The 23,487-nt window shown below is 63.1% G+C and carries 20 protein-coding genes and 1 pseudogene; 9 read left to right on the forward strand and 12 right to left on the reverse strand.

Translation table 11 applies throughout. The annotated features are described in order from the left end of the window. Window positions 1-2: 2 nt before the first annotated feature. Window positions 3-671, reverse strand: a complete 669-nt coding sequence (gene tcyL / locus ABMD26_RS12670; protein WP_122742938.1) for a cystine ABC transporter permease — start codon at window positions 669-671, stop codon at window positions 3-5. After that, window positions 668-1,459 carry a cystine ABC transporter substrate-binding protein gene (gene tcyJ / locus ABMD26_RS12675; protein WP_134722003.1) on the reverse strand — a complete coding sequence of 264 codons (792 nt, stop codon included), beginning with the start codon at window positions 1,457-1,459 and terminating at the stop codon, window positions 668-670. The genes tcyL and tcyJ overlap by 4 nt, the downstream gene beginning before the upstream one ends. 240 nt (window positions 1,460-1,699) lie before the next feature. Here tcyJ and epsC point away from each other — a divergent pair, with 240 nt between their 5' ends. Further along, a complete protein-coding gene (gene epsC / locus ABMD26_RS12680) occupies window positions 1,700-2,638 on the forward strand; it encodes a serine O-acetyltransferase EpsC (RefSeq protein WP_122742937.1) in 939 nt (312 codons plus the stop codon). A 235-nt stretch (window positions 2,639-2,873) separates the two neighbouring features. Further along, window positions 2,874-4,835, forward strand: coding sequence for a choline transporter BetT (gene betT / locus ABMD26_RS12685; RefSeq protein WP_177331308.1), 1,962 nt, complete (start codon window positions 2,874-2,876; stop codon window positions 4,833-4,835). A 106-nt stretch (window positions 4,836-4,941) separates the two neighbouring features. On the opposite strand, the pseudogene ABMD26_RS12690 reads toward betT, so the two are convergent. The 3 genes and pseudogenes from ABMD26_RS12690 to ABMD26_RS12700 all read right to left on the reverse strand — a co-directional run bounded on the left by ABMD26_RS12690 (window position 4,942) and on the right by ABMD26_RS12700 (window position 7,598). Then, a pseudogene (locus ABMD26_RS12690) lies at window positions 4,942-5,260 on the reverse strand (DUF2388 domain-containing protein). 123 nt (window positions 5,261-5,383) lie between these two features. Further along, window positions 5,384-7,171 (reverse strand): type IV pilus assembly ATPase TfpB, encoded by a 1,788-nt coding sequence (tfpB, locus tag ABMD26_RS12695; protein ID WP_354309870.1) that lies wholly within the window; start codon window positions 7,169-7,171, stop codon window positions 5,384-5,386. A gap of 100 nt (window positions 7,172-7,271) precedes the next feature. Continuing rightward, a complete protein-coding gene (locus tag ABMD26_RS12700; RefSeq protein WP_354309872.1) occupies window positions 7,272-7,598 on the reverse strand; it encodes an ACT-like domain-containing protein in 327 nt (108 codons plus the stop codon). A gap of 127 nt (window positions 7,599-7,725) precedes the next feature. Between ABMD26_RS12700 and ABMD26_RS12705 the strand changes: the two genes are divergently transcribed. Next, the gene (locus ABMD26_RS12705; protein WP_049860248.1) at window positions 7,726-8,196 is read left to right on the forward strand and encodes an Lrp/AsnC family transcriptional regulator; all 471 of its coding nucleotides are present in this window, start codon (window positions 7,726-7,728) and stop codon (window positions 8,194-8,196) included. An 88-nt stretch (window positions 8,197-8,284) separates the two neighbouring features. Here ABMD26_RS12705 and ABMD26_RS12710 read toward each other — a convergent pair whose 3' ends face one another. Beyond that, entirely contained in the window at window positions 8,285-9,652 is a 1,368-nt protein-coding gene (locus ABMD26_RS12710; protein WP_134722000.1) for a CYTH domain-containing protein, read from the reverse strand. A 139-nt stretch (window positions 9,653-9,791) separates the two neighbouring features. Between ABMD26_RS12710 and argE the strand changes: the two genes are divergently transcribed. Further along, window positions 9,792-10,946 carry an acetylornithine deacetylase gene (gene argE, locus ABMD26_RS12715; RefSeq protein ID WP_134721999.1) on the forward strand — a complete coding sequence of 385 codons (1,155 nt, stop codon included), beginning with the start codon at window positions 9,792-9,794 and terminating at the stop codon, window positions 10,944-10,946. 133 nt (window positions 10,947-11,079) lie between these two features. Then, window positions 11,080-12,378 (forward strand): amino-acid N-acetyltransferase, encoded by a 1,299-nt coding sequence (gene argA / locus ABMD26_RS12720; RefSeq protein ID WP_049860245.1) that lies wholly within the window; start codon window positions 11,080-11,082, stop codon window positions 12,376-12,378. Window positions 12,379-12,525: 147 nt separating this feature from the next. Here the strand turns inward: argA and gshA are convergent, their stop codons facing one another. The 3 genes from gshA to ABMD26_RS12735 all read right to left on the reverse strand — a co-directional run bounded on the left by gshA (window position 12,526) and on the right by ABMD26_RS12735 (window position 16,988). Next, window positions 12,526-14,109: a glutamate--cysteine ligase gene (gshA, locus tag ABMD26_RS12725; protein ID WP_354309875.1), complete on the reverse strand. Its 1,584-nt coding sequence runs from the start codon at window positions 14,107-14,109 to the stop codon at window positions 12,526-12,528. 177 nt (window positions 14,110-14,286) lie between these two features. Further along, window positions 14,287-14,670: a PaaI family thioesterase gene (locus ABMD26_RS12730; protein ID WP_134721998.1), complete on the reverse strand. Its 384-nt coding sequence runs from the start codon at window positions 14,668-14,670 to the stop codon at window positions 14,287-14,289. After that, entirely contained in the window at window positions 14,670-16,988 is a 2,319-nt protein-coding gene (locus ABMD26_RS12735) for a Tex family protein (RefSeq protein ID WP_122742931.1), read from the reverse strand. Before ABMD26_RS12735 ends, ABMD26_RS12730 begins: the two co-directional genes overlap by 1 nt. Before the next feature lie 273 nt (window positions 16,989-17,261). Here ABMD26_RS12735 and ompR point away from each other — a divergent pair, with 273 nt between their 5' ends. Both ompR and ABMD26_RS12745 read left to right on the forward strand, forming a co-directional pair. Then, window positions 17,262-18,002, forward strand: a complete 741-nt coding sequence (gene ompR / locus ABMD26_RS12740) for an osmolarity response regulator transcription factor OmpR (protein ID WP_043192310.1) — start codon at window positions 17,262-17,264, stop codon at window positions 18,000-18,002. A 114-nt stretch (window positions 18,003-18,116) separates the two neighbouring features. Further along, window positions 18,117-19,430, forward strand: coding sequence for an ATP-binding protein (locus tag ABMD26_RS12745; protein WP_049860241.1), 1,314 nt, complete (start codon window positions 18,117-18,119; stop codon window positions 19,428-19,430). Between the two features lie 3 nt (window positions 19,431-19,433). Here the strand turns inward: ABMD26_RS12745 and rimK are convergent, their stop codons facing one another. Both rimK and rimB read right to left on the reverse strand, forming a co-directional pair. Continuing rightward, the gene (gene rimK, locus ABMD26_RS12750) at window positions 19,434-20,339 is read right to left on the reverse strand and encodes a 30S ribosomal protein S6--L-glutamate ligase (protein ID WP_049860240.1); all 906 of its coding nucleotides are present in this window, start codon (window positions 20,337-20,339) and stop codon (window positions 19,434-19,436) included. After that, on the reverse strand, window positions 20,336-20,818 hold the full coding sequence (gene rimB / locus ABMD26_RS12755; protein WP_043192313.1) for a retropepsin-like aspartic endopeptidase RimB: 483 nt from the start codon (window positions 20,816-20,818) through the stop codon (window positions 20,336-20,338). Before rimB ends, rimK begins: the two co-directional genes overlap by 4 nt. Before the next feature lie 188 nt (window positions 20,819-21,006). Here rimB and ABMD26_RS12760 point away from each other — a divergent pair, with 188 nt between their 5' ends. Next, window positions 21,007-21,411 (forward strand): RNA-binding S4 domain-containing protein, encoded by a 405-nt coding sequence (locus tag ABMD26_RS12760; protein ID WP_049860239.1) that lies wholly within the window; start codon window positions 21,007-21,009, stop codon window positions 21,409-21,411. 173 nt (window positions 21,412-21,584) lie between these two features. On the opposite strand, the gene ABMD26_RS12765 is transcribed toward ABMD26_RS12760, so the two are convergent. Continuing rightward, the gene (locus tag ABMD26_RS12765; protein WP_354309880.1) at window positions 21,585-22,382 is read right to left on the reverse strand and encodes a phosphatase PAP2 family protein; all 798 of its coding nucleotides are present in this window, start codon (window positions 22,380-22,382) and stop codon (window positions 21,585-21,587) included. A gap of 106 nt (window positions 22,383-22,488) precedes the next feature. Here ABMD26_RS12765 and hslO point away from each other — a divergent pair, with 106 nt between their 5' ends. Next, the gene (gene hslO / locus ABMD26_RS12770; RefSeq protein ID WP_049860237.1) at window positions 22,489-23,391 is read left to right on the forward strand and encodes an Hsp33 family molecular chaperone HslO; all 903 of its coding nucleotides are present in this window, start codon (window positions 22,489-22,491) and stop codon (window positions 23,389-23,391) included. Window positions 23,392-23,487: the final 96 nt, after the last annotated feature.

The following is a 23,487-nucleotide window of genomic DNA, read 5'->3' on the forward strand; positions in this document are numbered from 1 at the left end:
CTTCACGCCTCTTGGTCGTGGCGGTTGACCCGCCGTTCCAGATGATTCTGCAGGTGCGCCAGAATGCTTGCCAACAGCCAGTAGATCAATGCGGCCGCCAGGTACATGGTGAAGATCTCGAACGTGCGTGCTGTGATCAACTGCGCCTGACGGAAAAGCTCCGGTACCTGGATGGTCGCGGCCAGCGCGGTGTCCTTGACCAGCGAGATGAAGCTGTTGCCCAGCGGCGGCAGGGCGGTGCGCATGGCCTGCGGCAGGATGGCCCGGCGCAGGGTCTGCGCGCGGGTCATGCCGATGCTGGCGGCCGCTTCCCACTGGCCGCGCTCGATGGATGCGATCGCTGCGCGCAGGATTTCACAGGCATAGGCTGCCATGTTCAGGGAAAACCCAATCAGCGCCGCCGACAGCGGGTCCAGCTCGATACCGACCTGGGGCAGGCCGTAATAGATCACGAACAGCTGGACCAGCAACGGCGTGCCACGGAAGAACGACACGTAGACCCGCGCCGGCCAGCTCAGCAACCGGCTTCTGGACAGGCGCATGAGCGCCAGGCCGAAACCCAGCAGCAAGCCGAAGAACATGCCACCCAGGCTGAGAAATATCGTGTAGTAGGCACCCTTGAGTAGAAAGGGCGCCGAATCGAGCATCAGCTGCAGGCTGCTCTCGATCATTGGGTGACGTCAGCGCTGAACCATTGCTTGGAGAGCTTGGCCAGGGTGCCGTCCTTGCGCAGTTTCTCCAGAGCGTCGTCGATGGCCTTGAGCAGCTCCGGTTCGCCTTTGCGTACGGCGATTCCGGATTCCTGACGCGAGAAGGCGTCGCCGGCCAGGGCCAGGGTCTCGTTGGTCTTGTTGATCAGGTCGAAGGCCGCCAGGCGATCCACCAGGATGGCATCGATGCGGCCGACGCGCAGGTCCTGGTACTTGGTGGGGTCATCGTCATAAGTCTTCACGATGGCGCTCGGTACGTTTTCCTTGAGCCACTGCTCGTAGTTGGTGCCCAGGCCCATGCCGACTTTCTTGCCCCCCAGGTCCGACGCCTGCTTGATGCTGTCGGCGTTCTTCTTGGCGACCACCGCCTGGATACCGGAAATGGTGTAGGGCGTGGAGAAGTCGTACTTCTTCTTGCGCTCCTCGGAGATGGTCACCTGGTTGACCACGATGTCCAGGCGCTTGGAATCCAGCGCCGCAAGGATGCCGGCCCACGGGGTCGCCTGCAGTTTGACCTTGACGCCCAGCTCCTTGGCCAATGCCTCGGAAAGCTGCACTTCGAAACCGGTCAGCTTGCCGTTTTCATCGACGAAGCTGAACGGTGGATAGGTGCCCTCCAGGCCGACGTTGATGACACCGGCGTCCTTGATCTTCTGCAACTGTTCGCCGGCGACCGCCTGGCCCAGCAGCGAGCTGCCCAGAACCAGGCCGGCGATCAGCAGGTGTTTGCGCAATGCGGGAAAATTCATGGCGAATCCTTGTTGTAATGGATGATCGTGATGAAGGAGGGGCGCGATCGGAAAACAGGACTATAGGCACCGCCACGCTGGCCCACAAGTCCCAACGGTAGCCACGGAACGTATGACCCCGGCTTATGTTCAGATGCTCCACGATCGATCCAAAGCGTTCTTTTTGGTGCCAGGATTTTTCCCGTATGGTGGGCGCCTATCGGCGGCCATCGCTGTTTTCGCACAGGGCAGGACATAACCGTGAACGACATTCCTCAGGCACGCAAAGGCCATTGGCAGTTACAGTCCATCGTCGGCCAGTTGCATGAGGCGCGGTCCGATTGGCGTCGGCAGAACGGGCGCAGCTGCGGCATGCAGGGCGGTCGCGAGCTGCCTTCGCGCGAGGCCATGGCCCAGGTGCTCGAACAGTTGTGCGGTGCGTTGTTCCCGATGCGCCTGGGGCCGGTGGACCTGCGCGAGGAAAGCGAAGATTTCTACGTCGGCCACACCCTGGACGCCGCGCTCAACGAACTGCTGACCCAGGCTCGCCTGGAGTTGCGTTACGCAGCGCGCAACGGTGACTGCGACTTGCCAGCCGTCGACGCCAAGGCGTTGGAGTTGATCCAGAACTTCGCCGCCGCTCTGCCGGGCCTGCGGCGGTTGCTCGATACCGATGTCCTGGCGGCCTACCACGGCGATCCGGCGGCGCGCAGCGTCGATGAGGTGCTGCTCTGCTACCCCGGCGTGCTGGCGGTGATTCATCATCGTCTGGCTCACCATCTGTATCTGGCCGGCCTGCCGTTGCTGGCGCGCATCAGCTCGGAGCTGGCCCATTCGGCGACCGGTATCGACATTCACCCCGGCGCGCGGATCGGCCCGAGCTTCTTCATCGACCATGGCACAGGCGTGGTGATCGGTGAAACCGCCGTCATCGGCGAACGGGTGCGCATCTATCAGCAGGTCACCCTGGGCGCCAAGCGCTTCCCGGCAGACGAGTCCGGACAATTGCAGAAAGGTCATCCACGCCACCCGATCGTCGAGGACGATGTGGTCATCTATGCCGGGGCGACCATTCTGGGTCGCATCACCATCGGCAAGGGCTCGACCATCGGCGGCAACGTGTGGCTCACGCGCACCGTACCCGCTGGCAGCAACCTGACCCAGGCCAATCTGGTGCAACACGACAGCAGCCAGAAGTAAGCGTACACGGCGCATGGCCAGCGGCCTGTTCAACAGGACCGTTTGGCCCATCAATTGGCCATCTACCCATCACTCGTGTTTTAATTGAACGCTCGTTCAATAAAACCATGGATCGCGATTCGCGTTCAACAGGAGGCCATCCCTTGCTGAAAACGCCCAGTTTCTTCCATTTCCGAACGTGTGGAGTGCACAACGCATGAGTGCATCTTCATCGACACCCAGCGGCAACGTGCGCATGAACCCTCCGGTGTTCTACTTCGCCGCCAGCTTCATCCTGATTTTCGGCATCGTTGTCATTTCCTTCCCGCAGGCGGCCGGCCAATGGCTGCTGGCCGCGCAGAGCTGGGCGGCCAACACCGTTGGCTGGTACTACATGCTGGCCATGACCCTGTACCTGGTGTTCGTGGTGGTGACCGCGCTGTCTGGCTACGGCAAGATCAAGCTGGGGGCCGATCACGACGAGCCCGAATTCAGCTACCTGTCCTGGGCCGGCATGCTGTTCGCTGCCGGCATCAGCATCACCCTGTTCTTCTTCTGCGTGTCCGAACCGCTGACCCACATGCTGCAACCGCCGCAGGGCGAGGCGGGTACCCAGGAGGCCGCGCGCCAGGCCATGCAGCTGCTGTTCCTGCACTGGGGTCTGCACGGTTGGGGAGTGTTCGCCTTCGTCGGCATGGCCTTGGCCTATTTCGCCTATCGTCACAACCTGCCGCTGGCGCTGCGCTCGGCGCTCTACCCGCTGATCGGCAAGCGCATCAACGGGCCGATCGGCTACGCCGTGGATGGCTTCGGCATCATCGCCACCATCTTCGGCCTGGGTGCCGACATGGGCTTTGGCGTCCTGCACCTCAATTCGGGCCTGGATTACCTGTTCGGTGTGGCCCATACCCAATGGGTTCAGGTGATCCTGATCACCCTGATGATGGGCGCAGCCATTCTGGTGGCGGTCTCCGGCGTCGACAAGGGCGTGCGGGTGATGTCCGACATCAACATGCTGCTGGCCTGTGCGCTGCTCCTGTTCGTGCTGTTCGCGGGGCCGACCCAGCACCTGCTCAGCACCCTGGTGCAAAACGTCGGCGACTATCTGGGCGCGCTGCCCAGCAAGAGTTTCGACGTCTATGCCTATGACAAACCCAGCGACTGGCTGGGCAACTGGACGGTGTTCTATTGGGCCTGGTGGATTGCCTGGTCGCCGTTCGTGGGGCTGTTCATCGCGCGCATCTCGCGCGGACGCACCATTCGCGAGTTCGTCTTTGGCGTGCTGCTGATTCCACTGGGTTTCACCCTGGCCTGGATGTCGATCTTCGGCAACAGCGCCATCGACCAGGTGATCAACCACGGCATGGCCGCGATCGGCCAGTCGGCCATCACCGACCCGTCGATGACCCTCTACCTGCTGCTGGAAACCTATCCGTGGGCGCGGACGGTGATCGCGGTCACTGTGTTCATCAGTTTCGTGTTCTTCGTCACCTCGGCCGACTCGGGCACTGTCGTGCTCTCGACGCTGTCCGCACGGGGTGGCAACCCGGACGAAGACGGTCCGAAATGGCTGCGGGTATTCTGGGGCGCGATGACGGCGCTGGTCACCAGTGGCCTGCTGTTCGCCGGCAGCATCGATTCGTTGAAATCGGCGGTGGTGCTGACCTCGCTGCCGTTCTCGATCATCCTGCTGGCGATGATGTGGGGGCTGCACAAGGCGTTCCACATGGAAGGCCAGCGCAAGATCGCCCAGTTGTATTCGCTGGCCCCGGTTGCCAGCTCGCGGCCCGGACGCGGTGGCTGGCGACAGCGCCTGAGCCAGGCCGTGAGCTTCCCCTCGCGTGACGAGGTGTACCGGTTCATGGACACCCACGTGCGCCCGGCAGTGGCCGAAGTGACCGCCTCGTTCGCCGAGAAGGGCCTGGATGCGGTGACCCAGGAGGACACCAGCCACGACAACGTGACGTTCGAAATCGGGCATGGCGAGGAGCGGCCATTCATCTACCAGGTGCAGATGCGCGGTTACTTCACGCCATCCTTCGCCCGTGGCGGGATGGGCAACCAGGAGCTCAAGAACCGCCGGTACTACCGAGCCGAGGTGCATCTGTCCGAAGGCAGCCAGGATTACGATCTGGTCGGCTACAGCAAGGAGCAGATCATCAACGACATCCTCGATCAGTACGAACGGCACATGCAGTTCCTGCACCTGGTGCGTTGACGGTCATGGAGGGGCCATAGGGCCCCTCGCGCCACCCTGGACAGAAAGCTGCACGCATAAAAAAACCCTCGCACCGTTGTGCGAGGGTTTTTTCATGGCCGCGCTGTCAGTTATCGGCGACGGCGTTCTTGGCCAGGATGGCGTTGGCCAGGTCCATGTCGGACGCTTCAAGACCAGGGTTCTGCGCACGGACTTTCTGGATCGCCGCTTCCAGATACGGGCCGCGGATACCGCCTTCGCTGGCCACGAAGCTACCGGCATCGTCCTGTGCGGCGATGATCAGCTTGTGATCCTTGAAGGTCAGGTAGGAGGAGCCGGTTCGTGGCGCCCGAGGAAAGCACGTTGCGCCAGAAGGGATCGGCCATGGCCGAGCTGACGGGCAGGGACAGCAACGCGAGGGTAGCAACAGCGGTTTTGAGGCGCATGATCGAGACTCCACAGTGTGATCCGGTACGAATGTGATCCGGGGCAGTTGTCGTTCTGCTCGTTGGATAGGGTCAACGTCATTCAAGTTCCCCGGGGCGGTCGAGCGGCCCGCAGCAGCGGCTTCACATCGAGTCGATGCGCGGGGTCACGCGCAGCACTTCCTCGAGGGTGGTCAGGCCGGCAGCGATCTGCCGTGCACCTCCCAGGCGCAGGCTGCGCATACCCTCCTTGCATGCCTGACGTCTGAGCGCGGTGAAGTCGGTGTTGGCGTCGATGCAGGCTTTCACACCGTCGCTGAGCAGCAGCACTTCATACACACCGGCCCGCCCGCAATAACCGGTGTCACGACAGCGCGGACAGCCCATGGCGCGCTGCGCACCTTCCGGGATGGCCATGCGCCAGGGCGCGATGAGCGCTTGCCAGCTCGTCGGGTCGACGCGCGTCGGCGCCTTGCAGTCCGCGCACAGCGTGCGTATCAGGCGCTGCGCCATGACGCCCAGCACCGTGGCCTTGATCAGGTAATGCGCGACGCCCAGTTCCAGCAGGCGGGTGATCGCACCCACGGCATCGTTGGTGTGCAGGGTCGACACCACCAGGTGACCGGTCAGCGCCGCCTGGATCGCCATCTCGGCCGTTTCCAGATCGCGGATCTCGCCGATCATGATGATGTCCGGGTCCTGCCTCATCAGCGCCCGCAGGCCGCTGGCGAAATCCAGATCGATGTTGTGCTGCACCTGCAACTGGTTGAAGGCCGGTTCGACCATCTCGATCGGGTCTTCGATGGTGCACAGGTTGATCTGCGGCGTCGCCAGTTGCTTGAGGGTGGTGTACAGCGTGGTGGTCTTGCCCGAGCCGGTGGGACCGGTGACCAGCACGATGCCATGGGCCTGGTTGGTCATCTGCCGCCAGCGATGCAGATCGTCGCCCAGCAGACCAAGCTGGGCAAAATCCTTGAGCAGCACCTGCGGGTCGAAGATGCGCATCACCAGCTTTTCGCCGAAGGCCGTGGGCAGGGTGGACAGGCGCAACTCGATCTCCTGACCCTCGGGCAGGCGAGTCTTGATCCGCCCATCCTGAGGCTTGCGCTTCTCGGCGACGTTCATTCGGCCCAGGCTCTTCAGGCGGCTGACGATGGCCAGTGTCACCTGTTCCGGAAAGCGGTACACGCAATGCAGCAAGCCGTCGATGCGAAAGCGCAGCACACCGATGTCTCGCCGTGGCTCGACATGGATGTCGCTGGCGCGCTGCTCGAACGCATATTGAAACAGCCAGTCGACGATGTTGATCACGTGCTGGTCGCTGGCGGCAGGGGCGACCACGTCGCCCAACTGCAGCAGTTGCTCCAGATTGCCCGTGATGCTGGACTGGCCCTGGACCCTGGCGCCGCTGACCGAGCGGGCCAGTTGAAAGAACTGTTCGGTAAAGCGCTGGATATCGACAGGATTGGCCACCACGCGCCTGATCGTGCGCTTGAGCACCTGCGCCAGGTCGGCTTCCCAGTGGCGTTGCCAGGGTTGCGCGCTGGCGATGGTGACGCTGTGTTCGTCCACGGCCACGGCAAGAATGCCATGGCGCTGCGCGAAGGCCTGGGGCATCAAGGCCACCACGGTGGGTACGTCGATGCACAATGGATCGATGCGCAGGTACGGTTGGCCGGCACGCTGCGCCAGCCATTGGGTCAGGGCTTCGAGGGTCAGCAACTGTCCGGGTTGGCGGGGATCGGGCAATCGGTAGTCGGCGAGCCGTTGCAGGGGGTGAGTCTGAAGCGGCTCCTTGTAGTCGAGGCTGTCGCACAGTGCCTGGGCGCGGTCCGGCACGATGAGGCCATCAGCCAGCAGATCGTCGACCAGCTCGCGCAAGCACAGGTCGCAGTCATGGCGATGCCGCAGGGTCGTGGCGACGAGGGTCATGCGGGGGCCTCCTTGGCGGTGCGCGATCGGTCGTGCCACACAGCCTAGCCCCGTTCCGAAAATTGCCGTCATGGCAACCGTTGCCGCATTTGTCACCGACTCAAGCGTATGACGGCACCTGAACCGGATGCTGGGCATCAGCAAGTTGCACATTGAGGACACTGACCAGATTGCGCATCTTTTCCGCAATCACCTGCGCACGATGCCAGCTCAGCTCGCTCACCTGCACCTGGATTTCCAGATTGTCCGCCACCTGCCGGGCCGAAAGCTCACAGGGAATCAGGTACTGCATGGCAAACAGGTTGAGCACCCGGCACAACACGTCGGCTTCGATCTCGGCGCTCAGGTTGAACTGCACGGTGGCGGTCAGATTGCCAGCGGCCCAGACATCCGGGCGCAGCGGGGTCAGCAGTTCGAAAGCGGACATGGTTCATCTCCGTGGTTGATGCGGGAAAGCTTCCCACGTCCTTGACGGTATTTCTTACCTGAATTTTCGGATTATTGAGCTATCTTGAATCAGAAAATTTCGCAATCTGGATAATGGAGAAATAATTATGCACAGCCCGCTGGATGCTTACGACCGGCGCATTCTGGCGTTGCTGCAGGAGGACGCCACGCTGTCCAGCGCGCAGATTGCCGAGCAGGTGGGGTTGTCGCAGTCGCCGTGTTGGCGGCGCATCCAGCGGCTCAAGGAGGAGGGGGTCATCCGGGCGCAGGTGACGCTGCTGGATCGCAAGAAAATCGGCCTGAACACACAGATATTCGCCGAGGTGAAGCTCAACGCCCACGGCCGCTCGAATTTCACCGAGTTCACGGAAGCGATACGGGGCTTTCCAGAGGTGCTGGAGTGCTATGTGCTGATGGGCAACGTCGATTTCCTGCTGCGCATCGTCACACCGGACATCGAGGCCTACGAGCGTTTCTTCTTCGAGAAGCTGTCGATGGTGCCGGGCATTCAAGAGGTGAATTCGACGGTGGCGCTGTCCGAAATCAAGTCGACCACCAGCCTGCCGGTGGATCGGTGACTGGCGAGATCAGCCGCTCCTACAGGTTCATAACACCCTGTAGGAGCGGCTAGCAGCCGCGAAGAGGTCAGAACAAACACCACAAAGCTTACTTGCGCAGTAACAGTTTCCACGCGCGATTCTGACTCACGGCGATGGCCTGTTGCATCCGCGCATCCAGCACTTCATCAGTGATGTCCAGACTGGCCAGGGCGTGCAGCTTGTTCAGCTCGCCGAACAGGCGGTCGACTTCCGGCACGTCCAGCACGCCACGGGCCAGGTGCAGCCAGCTCTGGATCCGCTCGATACGGGGCAACTGCTCGGCCAGATCCTCGGGTTGCTGCTGGTAACGCGGCAGTTGCAGCGCTGCGCCTTCCTCGGCCAGCAGGTGGCCCAGCCAGCTTTGCAGCTGGGCGGCGCCCTGACGGTTGCCGCGGTTGTTGCGCTCGACCGTCCACAGGCGGCCCATCAGCCAGCGCGAGGTGTTCAGCGAGAACAGGCCCCAGCGCACGTCCAGCAGCTCTTCGGCGAACTGCTCGGGCGCGGCCTTGCGCACGTCTTCGTCTTCCTGCCCGGCCTGCACCAGAGGGCGCCAGTCTTCGAGCAGGGCGTCCAGGGCAGTGCGCAGTTCGTTGCTGCTGGCGCGCGGCGCGGCCTGGCCCAGGCTGCCAACCAACCCGCGCAACTCGATGAGCTGTTGCACCCAGTCCTGCAGCAGGCGCCAGTGGCCGTTGAAACGGTACTGCTCGGCCAGGCGCTGGCTGTTCGCCAACAGGTGCCAGGCCAGGGCGGTGAAGGCATCGTCGAGCGTCGTCTCGGCGCCCAGCTCGGGGGCGGGCAGGCTCAGCGCGTAGCTGTCCGGATCGCTCAGGCGATAGCCGCGCTCGGCCTTGCTGATGTCGCAGGGCATCAGGGGCAGTTTTTCGGCCAGCTCGGCGGCCAGCTCCAGCAATGCCGCCGGCTCGCCTTCACGCAGCTCCAGCTCCAGTTCGCAGATCTCTTCGGACTGCTTGCCGACGATGACCTTGCCCAGGTCCAGGGCCGCTTCGATCACCACCCGGGCCTTGCCGCGGCCCCAGGCGATTTCCGCGCGCTCACGGACGAAATCGGTGGTGAATACCGGCTTGATGGTCTTCTTGTCCAGCCCGGCCAGTTGCTCGGGCCAGCATTCGCCGTCGAGCTTCTTCAGGTCGAGCTTAGCCTTGGGCAGGTTCCAGTCGTATTCGTTGCGCTGCGACAGCCCGGCCACGCTGCTGCCACGGGTCTTGAGGGTCTGGATGACCTCTTCGCCATCGCGGCGCAGGCGCAGGGCGACCTTGGCCGCTGCCAGTTCGCGTGCAGGCGTGTCGAAGTACTGGTTGAACAGCTCTCGGCGCTCCCAGCCACTTTTGTTGCGCTTTTTCAGCAGGGGATGCTCACGCAGAGCAGCGAGCGTTTCGCGGCTGACGCGCAGTTTGATTTCAGTTTCTTTGTGCATGAGGGGGCAATCCAAGCGCTGGCGGACAACAACGCGCTGATGACTAGATAAGGCCGTGCAGTGTACAGCAGTCGTGCCGCGGCGGTTTATTCTTGGCGCCCGATGGCTCTATGATGGGGCTCGCCTCGGGAGGATCGCCATGCCATTGCCGTCCATGCAGGAACAATTCGCCGCCCTCATCGCGGCGCCTTCGGTCAGTTGCACCCAGCCCAGCCTGGACCAGTCCAACGGCCCGGTGATCGATCTGCTGGCCAACTGGCTGACCGAGCTGGGCTTCGCCTGCGAGATCCAGCAGGTCGAGCCCGGCAAGTTCAACCTGATCGCCACGTTCGGCAGCGGCCCTGGCGGTCTGGTGCTGGCCGGGCACAGCGACACGGTGCCTTACGACGAGGCGCTGTGGAACACCGACCCGCTCAAGCTCACTGAAGTCGATGGACGCTGGGTCGGGCTGGGCAGCTGCGACATGAAGGGCTTCTTCGCACTGGCGATCGAGGCGGTGCGTGGCCTGATCGATCAGCCGTTCAAGCAGCCGTTGATCATCCTCGCGACCTGCGACGAAGAAAGCTCGATGTCCGGTGCCAAGGCGCTGGCCGCCGCCGGCCGGCCGCTGGGCCGTGCCGCGGTCATCGGCGAGCCGACCGGGCTCAAGCCGATCCGCCTGCACAAGGGGGTGATGATGGAGCGCATCGACATCCTTGGCCGCAGTGGCCACTCCTCGGACCCAAGCCTTGGGCACAGCGCCCTGGAGGCGATGCACGGGGCAATCGGCGAGCTGATGAACCTGCGTCGGCAATGGCAGCGCGAATACAACAACGCGCAGTTCAGCGTGCCCCAACCGACCCTGAACCTGGGCTGCATCCATGGCGGCGACAACCCCAACCGCATCTGTGGGCAATGCTCGCTGGAATTCGACCTGCGGCCGTTGCCGGGCATGGACCCACAGGTCCTGCGCACCGCCATTCGCAGCAAGCTTGCGCCGTTGGCCGAGTTGCACCAGGTGAAGATCGACTATGCCCCGCTGTTCGCCGAGGTGCCACCCTTCGAGCAGCGTGCCGACACCGAGCTGGTGCGGGTTGCCGAGCGGCTGACGGGGTACACGGCGGCGGCCGTGGGCTTCGGTACCGAGGCGCCGTACTTCCAGAGCATGGGCTGTGAAACCCTGGTACTGGGGCCAGGCAACATCGCCTGTGCGCACCAGCCCGGCGAATACCTGGAAATGTCACGTTTGCAGCCTACCGTGCGTCTATTGCGTGAACTGATCGGGCATTACTGCCTCGAATCGGTGATTGCCTAAATCGGCGTGCCTGCGGGCCGTCATCCCTGCAAGGAGTGCGCGCGTGTTGCCAAGCCTGTCACGACGATAACCCTCATACCGCTGTGCGCCGAGTGATGCTTTTCGTCCCACTTTTCTACAGGCTTCTGCCGTTATGCCCGACTACGTGAATTGGCTTCGCCACGCTTCTCCCTACATCAATGCCCACCGTGACTGCACCTTCGTGGTGATGCTGCCCGGCGAGGGCGTTGCCCACCCCAACTTCGGCAATATCGTCCACGACCTGGTGCTGTTGCACAGCATGGGCGTGCGCCTGGTGCTGGTCCATGGGTCGCGCCCGCAGATCGAAAGCCGTCTGGCCGCGCGCGGCCTGAGCCCGCACTATCATCGCAACCTCAGGGTTACCGATGCGGCCACGCTCGAGTGCGTCATCGATGCGGTGGGCCATCTGCGGATCGCCATCGAGGCGCGCCTGTCCATGGACATGGCGTCCTCGCCGATGCAGGGCTCGCGGTTGCGCGTGGCGGGCGGCAATCTGGTCACGGCGCGGCCGATCGGCGTGGTCGAGGGTGTCGACTATCACCACACCGGTGAGGTGCGTCGGGTCGATCGCAAGGGCATCAACCGCCTGCTCGACGAACGCTCGATCGTGCTGTTGTCGCCGCTGGGTTACTCGCCTACCGGCGAGATCTTCAACATTGCCTGTGAAGACGTGGCAACACGGGCCGCCATCGACCTGGCGGCCGACAAGCTGCTGCTGTTCGGTGCCGAGCCGGGGCTGCTCGATGAAACCGGTCACCTGGTGCGCGAACTGCGCCCGCAGCAGGTGCCGGCGCACCTGTTGCGACTGGGCAACGATTACCAGGGGGAATTGCTCGATGCGGCCGCCCAGGCGTGCAAAGGGGGCGTCAGCCGCGCGCACATCGTCAGCTACGCCGAAGATGGCGCATTGCTCACCGAGCTGTTCACCCGCAATGGTGGCGGTACCCTGGTGGCGCAGGAGCAGTTCGAACAGGTACGCGAAGCCAACATCGAAGACGTCGGTGGCTTGCTGGACTTGATCAGCCCGCTGGAAGAGCAGGGCATCCTGGTACGCCGCTCCCGCGAGGTGCTGGAGCGCGAGATCACCCAGTTCAGCGTAGTCGAGCGTGAAGGCATGATCATCGCCTGCGCCGCGCTGTACCCGATCGCCGATTCACAGACCGGCGAGCTGGCGTGCCTGGCGGTGAATCCGGAATACCGCCATGGCGGTCGTGGCGACGAGCTGCTCGAACGTATCGAAGAGCGGGCGCGGGCGTTGGGGTTGAACACCTTGTTCGTGCTCACCACCCGCACGGCGCACTGGTTCCGCGAGCGCGGCTTCGTGCCCAGCGGCGTCGAACGCCTGCCAGCGGCACGCGCTTCGCTGTACAACTACCAGCGTAATTCGAAGATCTTCGAAAAGGCGTTGTGATAGGGCTTCTGGGAGATCGGCGGCGCCTTCTTCGCGCGCAGAGCCCGGCTCCCACATGGGATAAGCACATATCTATTGTGGGAGCGGGCTCTGCCCGCGAAAAGGGCGCTGCGGTGCAGCAGAGATACCGCAGGGTATTCAGCGCGGTCAGTTGCTGATGGCCAGGATGCTTGCCTGATAGGAACCGACGAACACATCGAAATCGCCCACTTCCTCGGCCTCGAGCGTTGCCTGGGCGGCCAATGAGTCGCGAGCCTGTTGTTCGAAGCTCGCCTGATCCTGGGGACTCAAGGGCTGCTGGCGGAAGTACTCGGCATGAGCCTGGCTCTGACTGAAGGAAAACTCGGCGAAGCTCTGTTTCTGCTCGGCCATCTTCGCCAGGACCTGCGCCGACGGCGTCAGCGAAGGGTCGCTGACTTTGGCGCGTTGCGCCGCCATCGCCTGGGCATGCTCATCGGTACCGGTACTGCGATCGAGCAGTGCAGCGACCGCGTCGATACGCTCCAGCAAATCGCCGGCCCACGTCTTGAGCTCGACCGCCTCGCCGTTGCGCTGCAATTGCAGGCCCGGCCGACGACCTTCCTTGACCGTGCTGAGGAAGTTGCCGGTACAGGCCGCGCACTCGTTGCTGTCGATCTGCGGGCTGCTTTCCAGCGCACAGAACAGCAGGAACGCATCGAGGAAGCGCGACTCGGTCAGGTCGACCCCGGTGGGCAGGAACGGGTTGATGTCCAGGCAGCGCACTTCGATGTACTGCACGCCACGCGCCATCAATGCCTGGATCGGCCGCTCGCCACTGTAGGTCACCCGCTTGGGACGAATGTTGGAGTAGTACTCGTTCTCGATCTGCAGGATGTTGGTGTTCAACTGTACCCATTCGCCATCCTTGTGCGTGCCCACCTGCACATACGGCGGATACGGCGTGGCCACCGCCTTGCGCAGGCTGTCGGTGTAGCTGGCCAGATCGTTGTAGCACGGCGTCAGGCCGGCCTGGGCATTGCTCTGGTAACCCAGGTCGCTCATGCGCAGGCTGGTGGCGTAGGGCAGGTACAGGGTCTGCGCATCCAGCTGCTCGAGCTGATGGGCGCGCCCGCGCAGAAAGCCGGCATCCAGTGCCGGCGAGGCGCCGAACAGGTACATCAGCAACCAGCTGTAGCGACGGAAATTTCGAATCAGCGCGATGTACGCGGACGACTGGTAATCACGATCGGTGCCGACATAGCCATCAGCCTGCTTGAGCACCGGCCACAGCTGCTCGGGCAGGGAGAAATTGTAGTGAATGCCGGCAATGCACTGCATGGTGCGGCCGTAACGCAGGGACAGGCCCTGGCGATAGACGTACTTGAGGCGGCCGATGTTCGAGGTGCCGTAGTAGGCCAGCGGAATATCTTCCTCGGCCGGCAACGGGCAGGGCATGGAGGGACTCCACAGGTACTCGCTGCCCAGCTTGCTGTACACGAAGCGGTGAATCTGCTCCAGGCTGTGCAGGGTCTGTGCAGGATCCTCGAGTGCGGGCGTGATGAATTCCAGCAGCGATTCGGAGTAGTCCGTGGTGACCTGTTCGTTGGTCAGCGCCGATCCCAGCGCCTCGGGGTGCGGCGTCTGTGCCAGGCGACCCTCGTGGTTGACGCGCAGGCACTCACGCTCGATGCCATGCAGGCACTGCGCGAGCAGAGAAAGGGTGGCAGGCTCGCCGAGCAAAGTCAGGCGGCGGTTGAGAAATTCGCTCAAGTTGGATTCCTTCACGCGTCAGTCGCCCCGATATGGGGGTGGAGCGGACGGTCTGCAAGGGTGAAGACAAAAAGGAACCGGCGTCGTCGCCTGGTTTCGATCGGGCAAGGTGCAGGCCGTACTGCGATCGACACCGCCTGCGCCGTGCCGAAATTACCGCAGAACGACCCCTTCGGGCTAGAGAACCACGAAAGTACCTTGTGCCTTTGCCATCAGTTTTTCGCCCTGAAGCACCTCGGCCTCCACCACCATCGTGCGTCGGCCGGCGTGCAATACCTGGGCCTTGCAGATCACCTCACCTTCTGACACCGCGCGAAGGTAATTGATCTTGCATTCGAGCGTGACGCTTTGATTATCGAAACCGTGGGAGGTCGAGCACGCCAGGCCCATGGCAATGTCGACCAGGCTGAAGATGGCCCCGCCGTGCATCACTTGGCCACGGTTGCGCAGGTGCTCGGCCATGGGCAGTGCCACTTCCGCCACGCCGGCATCCAGGCGTCGCACCTGGCAGCCGAGCTCACGAAAGTAGGCGCTCTGGGTCAGATCGTCGGCGATCTGCATCAGCGTTTCTTCAACTGTTTGGCATTGGCGAACAACGACGCCATGGCGCCGTTGGCGGGCGCGGCGGCTTCCTTGACGCGGGCCGGAGCGGCCTGCTGGCGGGCTGCGGCACCGGGACGGCTGCCCCGTGCACCGTCGATCTTCTCGCCGGGCGTGTCGCCCATGCGCATCGACAGCCCCACGCGTTTGCGCGGAATGTCCACTTCCATCACCTTGACCTTGACCACGTCGCCGGCCTTCACCGCTTCACGCGGGTCCTTGATGAATTTTTCCGACAGCGCCGAGATGTGCACCAGACCGTCCTGGTGCACGCCGATATCGACGAAGGCGCCGAAGTTGGTCACGTTGGTCACCACGCCTTCGAGCACCATGCCCAGTTGCAGGTCCTTGAGCTCTTCCACACCGTCCTGGAACTCGGCGGTCTTGAACTCCGGACGCGGGTCGCGGCCCGGCTTGTCCAGCTCCTGCAGGATGTCGGTCACGGTCGGCAAGCCGAAGGTTTCATCGGTGAATTTTTTCGGGTCCAGGCGCTTGAGGAAGCCGCTGTCGCCGATCAGCGAACGTATATCGCGATCGGTGCCTGCAGCGATGCGCTGTACCAGCACATAGGCTTCGGGGTGCACGGCCGAGGCGTCCAGCGGATTGTCGCCGTTCATGACGCGCAGGAAACCGGCCGCCTGTTCGAAGGTTTTTTCGCCCAGGCGCGAGACTTTCTTCAGTGCTGCGCGGGTCCGGAACGCACCGTGCTCATCGCGGTGGGCGACGATGTTCTGCGCCAGCGTGGCATTGAGCCCGGAGATGCGTGCCAACAGGGCCACGGAGGCGGTGTTGACGTCCACGCCCACGGCGTTCACGCAGTCTTCCACCACGGCATCCAGGCCGCGCGCCAGCTTGAGCTGCGAGACGTCGTGCTGGTACTGACCCACACCAATGGATTTCGGATCGATCTTGACCAGTTCGGCCAGTGGATCCTGCAGGCGCCGAGCGATGGACACCGCACCGCGGATCGATACGTCCAGATCGGGAAACTCGCGCGCCGCCAGCTCCGAGGCCGAATACACCGAGGCACCGGCTTCGGAGACCATGACCTTGGTCATTTTCAGGCCGGGGTATTTCTTGATCAGCTCGGCGGCCAGCTTGTCGGTCTCGCGGCTGGCAGTGCCGTTGCCGATGGCGATCAGGTCCACGGCATGCTTGGCGCACAGTGCCGCCAGCGTGGCCAGGGTCTGGTCCCATTTGTTGTGCGGCACATGCGGATACACCGTGGCGTGATCGAGCAGCTTGCCGGTCGCATCCACCACCGCCACCTTGCAGCCGGTACGCAGGCCAGGGTCCAGGCCCAGGGTGGCGCGCGGACCAGCCGGGGCGGCCAGCAGCAGGTCATGCAGGTTGTGTGCGAAGACGTTGATGGCTTCGCTTTCGGCGTTCTCGCGCAGCTCACTCAGCAGGTCGGTTTCCAGGTGCGTGTAGAGCTTGACCTTCCACGTCCAACGCACCACTTCGCCGAGCCACTTGTCGGCGGCGCGCTGCTGGTTTTTCACGCCGAAGTGCTCGCCGATCATCATCTCGCACGGGTGCAGGGTGCCCGGAAGTTCTTCGCCCACTTTCAGCGAAGAGCCGAGAATGCCTTCGTTGCGCCCGCGGAAAATGGCCAGGGCGCGGTGCGAGGGCATGCTCTTGAGCGGCTCGTCGTGCTCGAAGTAGTCGCGGAACTTGGCGCCTTCCTCTTCCTTGCCTGCCAGCACCCGGGCGCTGAGTACCGCTTCCTGCTTGAGAAAGCCGCGCAGCTTGGCCAGCAGCGTGGCGTCCTCGGCGAAGCGCTCCATCAGGATGTACTTGGCGCCTTCCAGCGCAGCCTTGACGTCGAGCACGCCCTTGTCGCCGTCGACGAAGCGGGCTGCTTCGGTTTCCGGGGTCAGCGTCGGGTCGGCGAACAGGCCGTCGGCCAGCTCGCCAAGGCCGGCTTCCAGGGCGATCTGGCCCTTGGTGCGGCGCTTCTGCTTGTACGGCAGGTAGAGGTCTTCCAGGCGTGTCTTGGTGTCGGCCTGCTGGATCTCGCGGGTCAGCTCGGGCGTGAGCTTGCCCTGTTCCTCGATGCTGGCCAGGATACTGGTGCGGCGCTCGTCGAGTTCGCGCAGGTAGCGCAGGCGTTCTTCGAGGTGACGCAGTTGGGTGTCGTCCAGGCTGCCGGTCACTTCCTTGCGGTAACGAGCGATGAAAGGCACGGTCGAACCTTCATCCAGCAGTGCGACGGCCGCTTCGACCTGTTGAGGGCGGACGCCGAGTTCCTCGGCGATGCGGCTGTTTATGCTGATCATGATAACCACCTGAAAAATGATAGGTACAAGGTGCAGTCCCCCGCGAGCCTGGTGTATGGGCGCGTTTCGGGCACCGTGGCAGCGAACGCTTTCATGCGTACGTTGCCGCTGACGAGCCGCGCAGTATACCCAGCGACATCGTCTCGGCGCGAACCCCAAGCCTGGACGATGAAGGAATGTGACTGGCGGCCGAGGAAAAATCTGCTAACAATGCACACGGCACGAGCGTCGGCAGCTACGCCATAATGCGCGCCGAGATCAGAGGAGCAACCCATGAGCAGTACCGCACAAGCAGCCGAAGGTGAAAAGATCCTCATCGTCGATGACGACCCGGGATTGAGCAGCCTGCTGGAGCGATTCTTCACCAGCAAAGGCTACCGTGCGCGCGCCGTGCCCAATGTCGAGCAAATGGACCGCCTGCTGGCTCGTGAAGTGTTCCATCTGGTGGTGCTGGACCTGATGCTGCCCGGCGAAGACGGTCTGTCCGCCTGCCGCCGCATGCGCGCCGGCAACAATCAGGTCCCGATCATCATGTTGACCGCCAAGGGTGACGAACTCAGCCGCATCAAGGGGCTGGAACTGGGCGCGGACGACTACCTGGCCAAGCCCTTCAACCCCGACGAGCTGATGGCCCGGGTCAAGGCCGTGCTGCGTCGTCAGTCGGCACCGGTGCCGGGCGCTCCGGGCAGCGAGGATGAATCGGTGTCCTTCGGCGACTACGAGCTCTCCCTGGCCACCCGCGAGCTCAAGCGCGGCGACGAAGTGCACATGCTCACCACCGGCGAGTTCGCCGTGCTCAAGGCCCTGGTGATGAACGCTCGTCAGCCACTGACCCGCGACAAGCTGATGAACCTGGCCCGTGGACGTGAATGGGACGCTCTGGAGCGCTCCATCGACGTGCAGATCTCGCGCCTGCGCCGCATGATCGAACCCGATCCGTCCAAGCCGCGCTACATTCAGACGGTCTGGGGCGTGGGTTACGTATTCGTACCCGATGGCAACGCCGCCCGGTAGACTTCAGGGGTTTTTGTAGGGTCGATATCCTGAATCACATGTTGATTCGGGATATTCGTCATTCAGAATGTCTGCGAGCCTGCTCGCTCCTGTAACGTATGTGACCGCCGCGCAATGAAGACCCCTGTCTGGTTTCCCCAAAGTTTCTTCGCCCGAACCCTCTGGCTGGTGCTGGTCGTCGTCCTGTTTTCCAAGGCCCTGACCCTGGTCTACCTGTTGATGAACGAAGACGTGCTGGTCGACCGCCAGTACAGTCACGGTGTGGCGCTGACTCTGCGCGCCTACTGGGCGGCGGACGAGAACAACCGCGACCAGATCGCCGACGCCGCAGGCTTGATCCGCGTGGTCGGCGGCGGTGTGCCGGAAGGTGAACAGCACTGGCCGTACAGCGAAATCTACCAACGCCAGATGCAGGCCGAGCTGGGCGAGGACACCGAAGTGCGCTTGCGCGTCCATGCGCCGCCCGCCTTGTGGGTGCGCGCGCCGAGCCTGGGCGCTGGCTGGTTGAAGGTGCCTTTGTACCCGCACCCGTTGCGCGGGCAGAAGATCTGGAGCGTGCTGGGCTGGTTTCTGGCGATCGGCCTGTTGTCGACCGCTTCGGCCTGGATCTTCGTGCGTCAGCTCAACCAGCCGCTCAAGCGCTTGGTGTTCGCCGCCCGTCAACTGGGACAGGGCCGCAGCGTGCGCCTGCCGGTGAGCGATACGCCCAGTGAGATGACCGAGGTGTACCGGGCGTTCAACCAGATGGCCGAAGACGTCGAACAGGCCGGTCGCGAGCGCGAGCTGATGCTTGCCGGCGTCTCCCACGACCTGCGCACGCCGCTGACCCGGCTGCGGCTGTCGCTGGAGCTGATGACCTCGGACAACGAATTCACCCCCGACATGGTCCGCGACATCGAGGACATGGACGCTATCCTCGATCAGTTCCTGGCCTTCATTCGCGACGGGCGCGACGAAAAAGTCGAGGTCGTCGACCTGGGGAATCTGGTGCAGGAAGTCGTTGCGCCCTACAACCAGGCGCAGGAGCAGGTGCTGCTTCGCCTGGAACCGATCCCGCCGTTCCCGCTGCGCCGGGTGTCGATGAAGCGGCTGCTGAACAACCTGATCGGCAATGCGCTCTACCATGCCGGCAGCGGTGTGGAGGTGGCGGTCAACGTTTCAGGCGACGACAACGCGCCCTATGTGGTGCTCAGCGTGCTGGACCGTGGCGCCGGTATCGATCCGGGGGAACTGGTTGGCATCTTCGACCCGTTCATCCGCGGCGATCGCGCGCGCAGTGGCAAGGGCACCGGGTTGGGTCTGGCGATCGTCAAGCGCATTGCCGCCATGCATGGCGGCAACGTGGAACTGCGCAATCGCTCGACGGGCGGGCTGGAGGCGCGGGTGCGGCTGCCACTGGGCCTGATGCTGCCCAGGGATGCCGTCTAGGAACTAGCCCTTGCCCTTGGTGCGGGTCATGTTCGGGCCTCTGTTCTTTTCGATGTGCTCGATGATCATCCCGGCCACGTCCTTGCCGGTAGTCACCTCGATGCCTTCCAGGCCAGGGGATGAGTTCACCTCCATCACCAGGGGGCCGTGGTTGGAGCGCAGGATGTCCACGCCGGCGACGCTGAGCCCCATCACCTTGGCTGCGCGGATCGCGGTCATGCGCTCTTCCGGGGTGATCTTGATCAAGCTGGCGCTGCCGCCACGATGCAGGTTGGAGCGAAACTCACCGGGTTTGGCCTGGCGTTTCATGGCTGCAATCACCTTGTCACCCACCACGAAGCAGCGAATGTCGGCGCCGCCGGCTTCCTTGATGTACTCCTGAACCATGATGTTCTGCTTGAGGCCCATGAACGCCTCGATCACCGACTCGGCGGCGGTGGCGGTTTCACACAGCACCACGCCGATGCCCTGGGTGCCTTCGAGCACCTTGATCACCAGCGGGGCGCCATTGACCATGCTGATCAGGTCGGGGATGTCGTCCGGCGAGTGGGCGAAGCCGGTGACAGGCAGGCCGATGCCGCGCCGCGACAGCAGTTGCAGCGAGCGCAGCTTGTCGCGCGAGCGGGCGATGGCCACCGATTCGTTCAGCGGAAACACGTCCATCATTTCGAACTGACGCAGCACCGCACAGCCATAGAAGGTGACCGATGCACCGATGCGCGGAATGACCGCATCGAAGCCTTGCAGCGGCTTGCCCCGGTAGTGGATCTGCGGCTTGTGACTGGCGATGTTCATGTACGCGCGCAGCGTGTCGATCACGACCATTTCATGGCCACGGGCAGTGCCGGCTTCGATCAGACGACGAGTGGAATACAGACGCGGATTGCGCGACAGCACAGCGATCTTCATGCAACACCTGTGGCAGAGGTAGTAGAGGCCGGGAACACCGGCTTGTCTTGAACGTAGGTGACGCCAGGGTTCACGACCAGTTGGCCATGGACCAGCGCCTTGGAACCCAGCAGCAGGCGGTAACGCATGGATTTACGGCAGGCCAGGGTGAATTCGACCGTCCAGACCCGGTCGCCCAGGGCCAGGGTGGTCTTGATCACGTAGCGCGTCTGCGCATGGCCATTGGAGCTCTTGATGGTCTTCATGGCCACCAGCGGCGCTTCACAGCGTCTGTGGCGCAGTTGCACCACGGTGCCCAGGTGGGCGGTGAAACGCACCCACTTCTCACCGGCACGGGTGAACGGTTCGATGTCCGTGGCGTGCAGGCTGGAGGTGCTGGCGCCGGTGTCGATCTTGGCGCGCAGGCCGGCGACACCCAGGTCGGGCAGCGCCACCCACTCGCGCAGACCGATGACGGTCAGGTGATCAAATGTTTTCAAATTCGGCAAACCGCAAGAGGTAGGGGTGGACCCGTATACGCAAGCTTCAGACCGGCGAGGCCCGGATCAATTCAACCCAGCCCGACGCCGCTTGGCAAGCGTGCGTGCACTGTAATCGCAAAGACCGTCGCTTGCATCCGACAGGCACGGTAGTACAGTTCGATGACGGCATTTCGCGAGGTGAGCCTGTGGCACAGAAGCAAAAGCAGGAAGAAGAGGACAAGGTCCGTCTGGACAAATGGCTGTGGGCTGCGCGCTTCTACAAGACCCGTGCCCTGGCCAAGGAAGCCATCGAGAGCGGCAAGGTGCATTACCGCGGCGAGCGCTGCAAGCCGGGCAAGGAGCCGCACGTGGGCGATGAACTGCAGATACGCACCGGTTTCGATGAGCGCAGTGTGATCATCGAGGCGCTGTCCATCGTGCGCCGTGGTGCGCCCGAAGCGCAGACGCTCTACCGCGAAACCGAGCAGAGCCAGGCCAGGCGCGAAGCCGCTGCGGCCATGCGCAAGGCCGGCGCGCTGGGCGTGACCACCGACGGCAAGCCTTCGAAGAAGCAGCGTCGGCAATTGTTCAGTTTTCGTTCAGGGGATTGATGGGGCGCAGTGCTGGCCTCTTCGCGGGCAGAGAGCTCGCCGCCCGCCCCGCTCCAACAATGTGCTGCAGGGACGGGGAGGGTAGCTGAGCCCTCTGCCCCCACACCTTCCTTGAACTGCACTGGCCTGTGGGAGCGGGCTCTGCCCGCGAAGAGGCCAGCACAGACACCGCATCACCCTGCGACGATACTCAACCGTCCCAGCACCGGCAGCTTCGCCAGCAGCCTGAACACTGGCTCGGTGACCCGCACCAGCCATTGCGAAGTATGGGCTGCGAAAGGCGTGAAGTACCCCCAGCCGAGTGCCCAGACAGCCATCAGCACGCCACCAATGTAGTCGTCCTGCCCCCAGTGGGCGCCGGCAACCAGGCGCGGCAGCATGAACACCAGGGCCAGGGCCCAGATACACAGCCACTGGCCGATTCGACGGGTACAGACGCTCATGAACAGCGCCCAGATCAGCAGCACCGACGCGTGATCGCCCGGAAAGCTCTGACTGGAGCGGTCCTTGAGTTCCCAGTGGCGTTCCAGGTCCGGGTACCAGTCGCTGAGCAGTACCGGATCGGTCAGGACCATGCTCGGACTGTCATGGTCCCAGCCCATTGCGTGTATCCACTTGGAAAACAGCGCGCGCACCACCACTAAGAGCAGCAGCACGGCCATGAAGCCGAAAAAGGCCTGGCGAGCCTGTCCGGCCTTGAACACCCAATTGCCGCGGATCAGCAGCGCCAGCATGATCACACCGACTACGATGTCGAAGGGTCGCAAGCTGCCCAGGGTCCACACGTAACGCCACGCGGCATTGCTGGCCAGGGGCGTGTTGATCAGGCGAAACAGCCATTCGTCGAATGCTGTACACAAATGATGGCCAATAGGCCATAACCAGAAGCACAAGAGCACGATCGGGATTGAATTGCACAGCAGCAAGCCGCTAACGTTCCACCTGGCTTGGAACAGTGGGGCTTTGTTCATAAGATACCTCTACATCCACAGGGCAGTGAGCGATCAAACGAACGCTCTGAAGCGGGCTTTATAAAAGCCGCTACACATTTTGTCACCATTCTCAGATACTGGACTTATGCACGATCTTCCTGAAGCCGATTTCACCCAACGCTTTATTTTCGACGACGCCGATGTACGCGGTGAGGCGGTAGCATTGGAACGCAGCTACGCCGAGGTCCTGGCCAAGCACGATTACCCGCTGCCGGTGCAGCTGCTGCTGGGCGAATTCATGGCTGCCGCAGCCCTGCTGGTAGGGACGCTCAAGTTCGATGGCTTGCTGATTCTGCAGGCTCGCTCCGAAGGCCCTGTGCCGTTGCTGATGATCGAATGCTCCAGCGAGCGTGACATCCGCGGCCTGGCGCGTTTCCACGCCGAGCAGATCAACGACACCGACGGCCTGCCAGAACTGATGCCCGCCGGTACCTTGGCGATGACCATCGACCCTACCGAAGGTCAGCGCTACCAAGGCATCGTGGATCTGGAAGGTGCCGACCTGTCGGCAAGTTTCTCCAATTATTTCGCCCTCTCCGAACAGCTCGGTACGCGCTTCTGGCTCAAGGCCGATGGCCAGCGTGCCCGTGGCCTGCTGCTGCAGCAATTGCCTGCCGCTGTGATCAAGGACGAGGACGACCGCGCCGAGAGCTGGAAGACCGCCATCACCCTGGCCGATACCCTCAAGGCCGAAGAACTGTTGGGCCTGGATAACGAAACCGTGCTGTACCGCCTGTACCACGAGCAGGCATTGCGGCTTTTCGATACCCAGCCGATTCGGTTTCGCTGCAGCTGTTCCAGGGAGCGTTCGGCACGAGCGCTCGTCAGTCTTGGGCACGACGATGCACGCGAATTGCTCAAGGAGCATGGCGGTACGGTGGAAATCGACTGCCAGTTCTGCAACCAGCGCTACTTGTTTGACGCCACCGACGTCGATCAGCTCTTCAGTGGCGCCGGTGTGGACGCTCCGTCAGATACCCGTCACTGAAGCGATTTAGTCTCGCTAAATTAACAAACGGACGCCGGAATAACGCCGTTACCGACAGGAGGACGCTATTCTTTTCGGGCGTTTCTGGCATAATCC

Origin of the sequence: Pseudomonas sp. PvP001 (genome assembly GCF_040546375.1) — a bacterium.
In the GTDB taxonomy this organism is placed as follows: Bacteria; Pseudomonadota; Gammaproteobacteria; order Pseudomonadales; family Pseudomonadaceae; genus Aquipseudomonas; species Aquipseudomonas coleopterorum.

What these genes read in the sequence shown, in the direction of transcription:
- tcyL (WP_122742938.1), bottom strand. Translation starts at nt 671, where the DNA reads ATGATCGAGAGCAGCCTGCAGCTGATGCTCGATTCGGCGCCCTTTCTA.
- tcyJ (WP_134722003.1), bottom strand. Translation starts at nt 1,459, where the DNA reads ATGAATTTTCCCGCATTGCGCAAACACCTGCTGATCGCCGGCCTGGTT.
- betT (WP_177331308.1), top strand. Translation starts at nt 2,874, where the DNA reads ATGAACCCTCCGGTGTTCTACTTCGCCGCCAGCTTCATCCTGATTTTC.
- tfpB (WP_354309870.1), bottom strand. Translation starts at nt 7,171, where the DNA reads ATGACCCTCGTCGCCACGACCCTGCGGCATCGCCATGACTGCGACCTG.
- ABMD26_RS12700 (WP_354309872.1), bottom strand. Translation starts at nt 7,598, where the DNA reads ATGTCCGCTTTCGAACTGCTGACCCCGCTGCGCCCGGATGTCTGGGCC.
- ABMD26_RS12705 (WP_049860248.1), top strand. Translation starts at nt 7,726, where the DNA reads ATGCACAGCCCGCTGGATGCTTACGACCGGCGCATTCTGGCGTTGCTG.
- ABMD26_RS12710 (WP_134722000.1), bottom strand. Translation starts at nt 9,652, where the DNA reads ATGCACAAAGAAACTGAAATCAAACTGCGCGTCAGCCGCGAAACGCTC.
- argE (WP_134721999.1), top strand. Translation starts at nt 9,792, where the DNA reads ATGCCATTGCCGTCCATGCAGGAACAATTCGCCGCCCTCATCGCGGCG.
- argA (WP_049860245.1), top strand. Translation starts at nt 11,080, where the DNA reads ATGCCCGACTACGTGAATTGGCTTCGCCACGCTTCTCCCTACATCAAT.
- ABMD26_RS12730 (WP_134721998.1), bottom strand. Translation starts at nt 14,670, where the DNA reads ATGCAGATCGCCGACGATCTGACCCAGAGCGCCTACTTTCGTGAGCTC.
- ABMD26_RS12735 (WP_122742931.1), bottom strand. Translation starts at nt 16,988, where the DNA reads ATGATCAGCATAAACAGCCGCATCGCCGAGGAACTCGGCGTCCGCCCT.
- ompR (WP_043192310.1), top strand. Translation starts at nt 17,262, where the DNA reads ATGAGCAGTACCGCACAAGCAGCCGAAGGTGAAAAGATCCTCATCGTC.
- ABMD26_RS12745 (WP_049860241.1), top strand. Translation starts at nt 18,117, where the DNA reads ATGAAGACCCCTGTCTGGTTTCCCCAAAGTTTCTTCGCCCGAACCCTC.
- rimK (WP_049860240.1), bottom strand. Translation starts at nt 20,339, where the DNA reads ATGAAGATCGCTGTGCTGTCGCGCAATCCGCGTCTGTATTCCACTCGT.
- ABMD26_RS12765 (WP_354309880.1), bottom strand. Translation starts at nt 22,382, where the DNA reads ATGAACAAAGCCCCACTGTTCCAAGCCAGGTGGAACGTTAGCGGCTTG.
- hslO (WP_049860237.1), top strand. Translation starts at nt 22,489, where the DNA reads ATGCACGATCTTCCTGAAGCCGATTTCACCCAACGCTTTATTTTCGAC.